We start from the raw sequence: 2,067 nt of genomic DNA, 5'->3' as shown, positions 1-2,067 counted from the left end.
TGCTCGAGGGGCTCGACCCCGAGCAGCGGGTGGCGGCGGGGGCGGAGCCGGGGCCGTTGCTGGTGGTGGCGGGGCCGGGGACGGGCAAGACGCGGACGCTCACCCACCGGCTGGCCTACCTGGTGGCCGGGCGGGGGCTGGCGGCCGAGCGGTGCCTGGCCGTCACCTTCACCCGGCGGGCCTGCGCCGAGCTCCAGGAGCGGCTGGACCAGTTGGTGCCCGGCGACGCCCGGCGGATGCTGGTGACGACCTTCCACGGGCTGGGGCTGCGGATCCTGCGCGAGCAGCACGAGGCGGTCGGCCTCGGGCCCGGGTTCCGGATCGCCGACGAGGCCGAGCGGCTGGAGCTGCTCGGGGAGCTGCTCGGCTGCCCCGAACGGGAGGCCCGGCGGCTGCTGCCCGAGCTGGTGCGGCGCAAGCGGGCCCGGGCCGCCCGCTGGCCCGACCTGGACGCCGAGGCGTCCGAGGTCGCCGGTCCGCTGGCCCGCTACGAGGCCGCCATGCGCAAGCGCGACCTCGTCGACCTGGACGACCTCCTGGCGCTCCCCGTGATGCTGCTGGCCGGCGACCCGGCGATGGCCGCCCGCTACCGGGAGCGGTTCGGGTTCGTGGCCGTCGACGAATACCAGGACGTGGACGAGCTCCAGTACCGGCTGCTGCGCCTGCTGACCACCCCGGACGCCAACCTGTGCGTGATCGGCGACCCCGACCAGGCGATCTACGGCTTCCGGGGCGCCGACGTCGGCTTCTTCCTCCGCTTCACCGAGGACTTCCCGGCCGCCACCGTCGTCCGGCTGACCCGCAACTACCGGTCCAGCCCGGCCATCGTCGCCGGGGCGCTGCAGGCGATCGCCCCCTCGACCCTGGTCGCGGGCCGCGAGCTGGCCGCCATGGCCGGCCAGGACGCCCCGGCCCGGATCACCGTCCACCAGGCGGCCAGCGACCTGGCCGAGGCCGAGTTCGTCGTCCAGACGGTCGACCGGCTGCTGGGCGGGGCGTCGTTCCTGTCCCTGGACTCGGGCCGGGCCGACGGCGGGGCCGAGCACGGGCTGTCGTTCGCCGACGTGGCCGTGCTCTACCGCACCGACGCCCAGTCGGGGCCGCTGGCCGAGGCGCTCGACCGGGCCGGCATGCCGTTCCAGAAGCGCTCCCACGACCGGCTGGGCGACCGCCCGGCCGTCCGCGCCCTGGTCCGCGCCCTCCGCGACCCGGCCGTCGTGCCCGGCCCGCCGGCCGGCGACCGCTCCCTCCAGGAACGCCTGGCCGCCGCCGCAGCGGCCGCCACCGACGACATGGCCGGCGCGGCCGAGGCGCTCGACCTGCTCGCCCCCCTGGCCGCGCGCTGCGGCGACGACCTGGACCGGTTCCTGGCCGAGCTGGCCCTCGGCGACGAGGTCGACACCTGGGACCCCAGGGCGGACCGGGTGTCGCTGCTCACCCTGCATGCCGCCAAGGGCCTGGAGTTCCCGGTGGTGTTCCTGGTCGGCTGCGAGGACGGCCTGCTGCCCCTGCGCTTCGGCCCCCGGCGGTCGCCGGAGGAGGCGGCCGAGGAGCGCCGGCTGTTCTTCGTCGGCATGACCCGGGCCCGCTCCCACCTGTTCCTCAGCCACGCCCGGAAGCGGGCCTGGCGCGGCTCGGTCCGCGAGGCCGAGCCGTCGCCGTTCCTTGCCGACCTCGAGGCCGCCCTGCTCGACCACGCCCGGGCCACCGCCCGCCGTCGCCCCCAGCCCGCGGCCACCGGCGACCAGCTGTCGTTCCTCTAGCGAGCCGCTAGCGAACGGGGGCGGCCGGGCGGCGCAGGCGCGACTCGATCAGCTTGAACTTGCCGGCGGTGTCGCGCTCGTCCTGGAGGCTGTCGCGCAGCTCCACCTCGACCCGCGGGCGGGCCGCGCCCTGGGCGGCCAGGCGGCCGGCCAGGCGGGTCGTGACCAGGTGGACGACGTCGGCGGGGACGGCGTCGGGGCGCAGGGCGGCCCGGACGTGCAGGCCGTCGTCGTCGTGGACCACCTTGTACTGGACCAGGCCCGGGATCCCGGCCAGGGCGGTGCGCAGGGCCAGGGGGTGGAC

The 2,067-nt window shown here is 77.1% G+C and carries 2 protein-coding genes; one reads left to right on the top strand and one right to left on the bottom strand.

The features are described 5' to 3' along the window. Nucleotides 1–1,763 (top strand): ATP-dependent helicase (locus tag VF468_27740; GenBank protein ID HEX5882077.1); only part of this gene is annotated, 1,763 nt, incomplete at its 5' end. 7 nt (nucleotides 1,764–1,770) lie between these two features. Here VF468_27740 and VF468_27735 read toward each other — a convergent pair. Beyond that, nucleotides 1,771–2,067: hypothetical protein (locus VF468_27735; GenBank protein HEX5882076.1), on the bottom strand; the 297-nt coding region annotated here is incomplete at its 5' end.

This window comes from Actinomycetota bacterium, assembly GCA_036280995.1.
Lineage (GTDB): Bacteria > Actinomycetota > CALGFH01 > CALGFH01 > CALGFH01 > CALGFH01.
Note: the sequence above shows the minus strand (reverse complement) of the source record. Positions and strands in the feature narration are given on the sequence as shown.